The organism is Bacillota bacterium, from assembly GCA_040754675.1.
In the GTDB taxonomy this organism is placed as follows: domain Bacteria; phylum Bacillota; class Limnochordia; order Limnochordales; family Geochordaceae; genus Geochorda.
The window spans coordinates 1-5,078 of sequence record JBFMCJ010000291.1; the positions used below are offsets into that span (position 1 = coordinate 1).

The window sequence follows — 5,078 nt, forward strand, 5'->3', positions numbered from 1 at the left end:
CCAGGAAGCTGACCCGGATGGATTCCCAGGGCAACATCGAGGTCCTCGGGTTCCGTCCGGAAGACCTGACGCTGTGGGGCCGTGTCTTTGGCGGCAGCCTCTACGATGAGGCCAACCAGCGAGTGACGGCGGCCGATCCCGCCATCGTCCGGGCGCTGGAATGGATGGCAAGCTACAACGAGTTTCTCGATCCCCTGAAGGTAGACACGTTCAACTCCGGGCTCGGCAACTACTGGAGCCCCAACAACCCGTTCTTCGCGGGCAAGAAGGCCATCGACGTGTACGGCGAGTGGATCGTCTGGTTCGGTGAGAAGTACAACCCCGACCTTCGTTACAGCTTGTTTGGCTTCCCCTCCCCCGAGGGTCAGGTCTACACCGTCTTCGGAGGCAGCATGTTCGCCATCCCGAGAAATGCCAAGCACCCCAAAGAGGCGTGGACCTTTCTCGAGTGGCTGAGCCGTCCCGAAGTGATGAAACAGGTTACCATGGCCTTTACCAATATGCCCCCCCGCATGTCCGTGGCCAAGGACCCCGAGGTGTTGAAGCGTATCCACGTCCTCAACGTGACCATCCCCCTGATGGAGGGCCCCAACGCCATCACCGCCCTGTCGATGCCGGTATTCGAGCAGTACATGCAGGAGCTAGCCAAGGCCGAGCAATTGGTCCGCAATGGCAGGATGGGCGCAAGACAGGCGCTTGAGGAAGTCTCGGCCCGGGTCCAGCAGGAGCTCGATCGCTTCATGCGGCGCCGGTAGGTCAAACGGCGAATTCGCAGGCAGGGCGGCATGATCGAAGGGGTAGCGGCAAGGGGGTAACGATCCCGTGACCCGGCAGCAGCGCGCAAACCTCGTCAAAGGGCTACTTTTCATCTCCCCGTGGGCGATCGGGTTCGCGGCGTTCACCGCCTACCCCATTGCCGCTTCCCTCTACTACAGCCTCACCGACTACAACATCTTCGAGGCCCCCTACTGGGTGGGATCGCAAAACTACCGGGACCTGGCCTCGGACAAGGTTTTCTGGATCTCGCTGGGAAATACCCTGTACATGATCCTTCTTGGCGTCCCGGCTACGTTGCTGGCAGGTCTCGGCCTTGCGTTCCTGCTGAACCTTCCCATCCGGGGCATCAGCCTCTACCGGACGCTCTTCTACCTTCCCAGCATCCTCCCCGAGGTTTCAGTTGCCATCCTGTGGCTGTGGCTGTTGAACAGCCAGTACGGTCTCGTTAACGCCCTGCTGGCCCTGATCGGAATACAGGGGCCGGGGTGGCTGGTCGATCCGGCGTGGGCCAAGCCCGCGTTCATCTTGCTGAGCGTCTGGGGAGGATCGGGGGCCAGCATGATCATCTACCTGGCGGCCCTGAAGGACGTGCCCATCCAGTTATACGAAGCTGCCGAACTGGATGGGGCCTCGCCTCTGCAGAAGACGTGGTACGTGACCCTGCCCATGATCAGCCCGGTGATCTTCTTCAACCTGACGCTGGGTATAATCGGGATGTTTCAGTACTTCACCCCGGCCTTTATCATGACAGACGGTGGCCCGGAGTGGTCCACCGAATTCTACGGGTTGTACCTGTACCGCAATGCTTTCCGCTACCTCAAGATGGGCTATGCTTCTGCGATGGCATGGATCCTCTTCATCGTCACGCTGCTTGCGACGCTGGTGGTATTCAAGAGTTCCGCACGCTGGGTCTACTATCATGGCGAGCTGAAGTAGCGTAAGATTGCGAAAGCTGGCCTGAGTATCCGCGGGAAGGACGAGTCATGCACCTGTCACCGGAACGCGTGGAGCGGGGCAAGCTGCAATCGTGGGGCGTGCCGGGCCTGGTGGTCGGAAGGTGGCGCAGCCGTGATCGCCAAGCGCTCCTCGCCCGCGGCCTGGGACACGTTACGCTGATCGTCCTTGGCACCCTTTTCGCCATACCCCTCGCCTGGATGATCGGTACGTCTCTCAAGTCCGACCAGCAGATTTTCACCTGGCCTCCCGTTTGGATCCCCAGTCCTGTGGTGTGGGCCAATTACCCCCGAGCGATCTCGTACATCCCCTTCTGGCTGTACCTCAAGAACACTCTATACATCGTGCTATTGATGGTGACCGGGACGCTCCTGTCGTGCTCGCTGGCTGCCTACGGTTTCTCCCGCATCCGATGGCCCGGCCGGGACGTCGTCTTCGTCGTGTTGCTGGCGACGCTGATGATTCCGGGGCCCGTCACGCTCATCCCCACGTTTATCCTCTTCAAGACGCTCGGCTGGTATGGCACCTTCAAGCCCCTGGTGATCCCGCCGTTTTTCGGGAGCGCGTTCGGCGTCTTCCTGCTGCGGCAGTTCTTCATGACCATTCCGCAAGAGCTCTCAGACGCGGCGCGCATTGACGGCTGCTCCGAGTGGGGGATCTTCTGGCGGGTGATCACCCCGCTCTCGAAGCCGGCTCTGGCCACGCTAGGGCTGTTTGCCTTCATGGGGGCCTGGAGGGACTTCCTGGGACCCCTCATTTACCTCCAGGACGAACGCCAGTACACCCTTGCGCTGGGTCTGCGCCACTTCCTCACCCAGCATGGGGCCGAGTGGGCCATGCTCATGGCGGCCTCCCTCCTGGTGAGCCTGCCCATGATCGTCCTCTTCTTCCTGACCCAGCGCACTTTCATTCAGGGCATCACGCTCACGGGCATCAAGGGGTGAAAACCCCGCCATTTGCAAACGGGCGCGGGATGAGATCCGGACGCGCGTCAAGGGGGGAGCGAAAGACCAAGGATGCGAGTTCAAAAATGGCGGAAGACTTAGTGAGATTGGGGGAGGAGATGCCATGTCACCAACAGGCAGTGCGCTCACTACCATCCTTGGTACGGTGGCTCGTGCAGCCCTCTTGATAGCCCTGGCCGTGGGGGCACAGGGCGTACAGGCGGGAGCTGCCGGAGGTGCAACGACCGCCCCGGGAGACCTGGGGGCCAATCTCGCTCTGGGGCGAAGCGTCACCGCTTCATCGGTTCAGCAGATCAACCCCGGTGACGAGGAGCGGTACCGGCCCCAGGCAGCCGTCGACGGCAACCTCGAAACCCGCTGGTCCTCAGCCTACCGGGACGGCGAGTGGATCCAGGTCGACCTCGGCCAGACAACCACGTTCAACACGGTGCTCCTCCGATGGGAGGCCGCCTATGCCGTGCAATGGTCGCTGCGGGTGTCGGATGACGGGGCTAGTTGGACGACCGTCTTCAGCACCGCTGAGGGAAAGGGCGGCGTGGAGCGAGCCGTGTTCGCCCCTGTGACCGCTCGTTACTTGCGCCTCGTGGGGGACACCCGGATGACGGAATGGGGCGTTAGCCTGTGGGAGATCGAGGTGTACCACGCTCCGTCGCTCGCACTCACCCCGGCCGGCAAGCCCGAGCAGTTGCAGGCGGAAGTAACGGCCATTGCGGGCGGGCGCCCGCTCGGGCAGGAATCGGGCAAGGCGGCTACCCGCCGCATCGGTACCGGAGTCGCCGTCGTCGAGAGCGCCTCCACCGCTGCCTTCTACGGCGCTGACTCGTACCGGGTCCTAACCGGGGCAGCGAAGGGCGCGCTCGCTCAGGCCGAGATCCCCTTCACCTCCGTGACCGACGAGGAGGTGGCGGCGGGAGCCCTGATGCGATACGCGGTGGCGGTCCTCCCGTCCAATGCCACCATGGACCCCGCAGTCGCCGCGGCCATCAACGAGTTCATCGACGCTGGAGGCGGGGTGCTGGCCGCGTACGAGACGTCGGCCCGCAACACCCAGGGCAAGATGCTTCCGGCCATGCAGCTCGGTGACCGGCTTAAGGTGAAGCTGGTCGGCTGGGACTCCGGGCCCGACAAGTACTCGTACATCCTGGTCAAGCAGCCCGGGCACCCGGTTTTCGCAGGGTTACCCGAGAAGATCCCGATGGCCCGGCACATGACCTTTGTGGCCGAGCCACTCGCCGGCGGCCAGGTTATCGGCACCTGGCTGAACTCCGACGGAAAGTCGGCGTCCCAGGCAGCCCCGAAGGATGCCGCGGTGATCGTCACCGAACGAACCGTCTATTTCTCGGAGAACATCTTCGACACCCAGCAAAACGCCGAAAACCTCACGCGGCTCATCGCGAACAGCGTCCGCTACCTCCTGTCACAGACGGGCGGAGGAGCCAGCGCCGAGGAGCAGGCGCGCCAGGAGCTGGCCACCGCTCGAAAGGCACGAGAGACAGCCCGCGAGGCCCTGGCCCGGGCACGGGCCGAACTGCGCGACGTCCCCTACTCCGCCCTGGAACAGGCTGTCTCGGCGGCCTCGCAGGCGGCCGATCGTGCCGAGGTCGCCTGGAACGCGAAAAACTGGGAGGCTGTCCGGGCGGCGGCCCAGGAAGCCCGCGAGGCCGCCAAGCAGGCCCGGCTGGTCTCGGTGGAATCCCGCAGGGTCGAGGCAAGAGGCTTCTGGGTTGACAACGGCCAGTTGGCCAGGCTCGGCGGGCGGAAGGGCGTCCAACGTCTCCTCGATCAACTATCCGCCATGAACATCAACATCATCTACCCGGAGACCGTCTTCCGGGGGTACACCCTCTACCCCAGCGAGGTTGGTCCGCAGGATCCCCGCTTCGCGAGCTGGTCCGAGGACCCTCTCCAGGTCATCGTCGAGGAGGCTCACCAGCGCGGAATGGAGGTCCACCCCTGGGTCTGGGTGTTCTGCGTGGGGTACTGGCGCGACATCGGGCCGGTTCTGAAGGCCCATCCCGAATGGGCGGAGCGCCGGGCTGACGGGAGCCTGTTCCCCGACTTCGAGTACGGCACCGCCTGGCTCAACCCGACCCTGCCCGAAGTGCGGCAGTACCTGGCCGATGAGTTCAGCGAGATCGTCCGGCGGTACGACGTGGATGGGCTCCACCTGGATTACATCCGCTACAGCGAGCAGGAGGTCGGAAGCTTCGGCTTCTCGGAGGCTTCCATTGCGGAGTTCAAATCCATCTATGGCGTCGACCCCCGCGAGATCACGCCCGGCACCTCCGAAGCAGTCCAGTGGCACATGTGGCGCGAGTACAACGTCTCGTCCTTCGTAGAGCGCCTGAGCGAGGAGCTGCGCACCATCCGCCCGGGCCTGAA

4 protein-coding genes are annotated in these 5,078 nt (G+C 63.6%); all 4 read left to right on the forward strand.

Annotation, left to right across the window (positions count from 1 at the left end; all coding sequences use genetic code 11):
• The coding region (locus tag AB1609_15105; GenBank protein ID MEW6047784.1) for an extracellular solute-binding protein at positions 1-755 on the forward strand (755 nt) is incomplete at its 5' end.
• 67 nt (positions 756-822) lie between these two features.
• The gene (locus AB1609_15110) at positions 823-1,713 is read left to right on the forward strand and encodes a sugar ABC transporter permease (protein MEW6047785.1); all 891 of its coding nucleotides are present in this window, start codon (positions 823-825) and stop codon (positions 1,711-1,713) included.
• Between the two features lie 47 nt (positions 1,714-1,760).
• Positions 1,761-2,675, forward strand: a complete 915-nt coding sequence (locus AB1609_15115) for a carbohydrate ABC transporter permease (protein ID MEW6047786.1) — start codon at positions 1,761-1,763, stop codon at positions 2,673-2,675.
• 124 nt (positions 2,676-2,799) lie between these two features.
• On the forward strand, positions 2,800-5,078 hold a 2,279-nt coding region (locus AB1609_15120), incomplete at its 3' end, for a family 10 glycosylhydrolase (protein ID MEW6047787.1).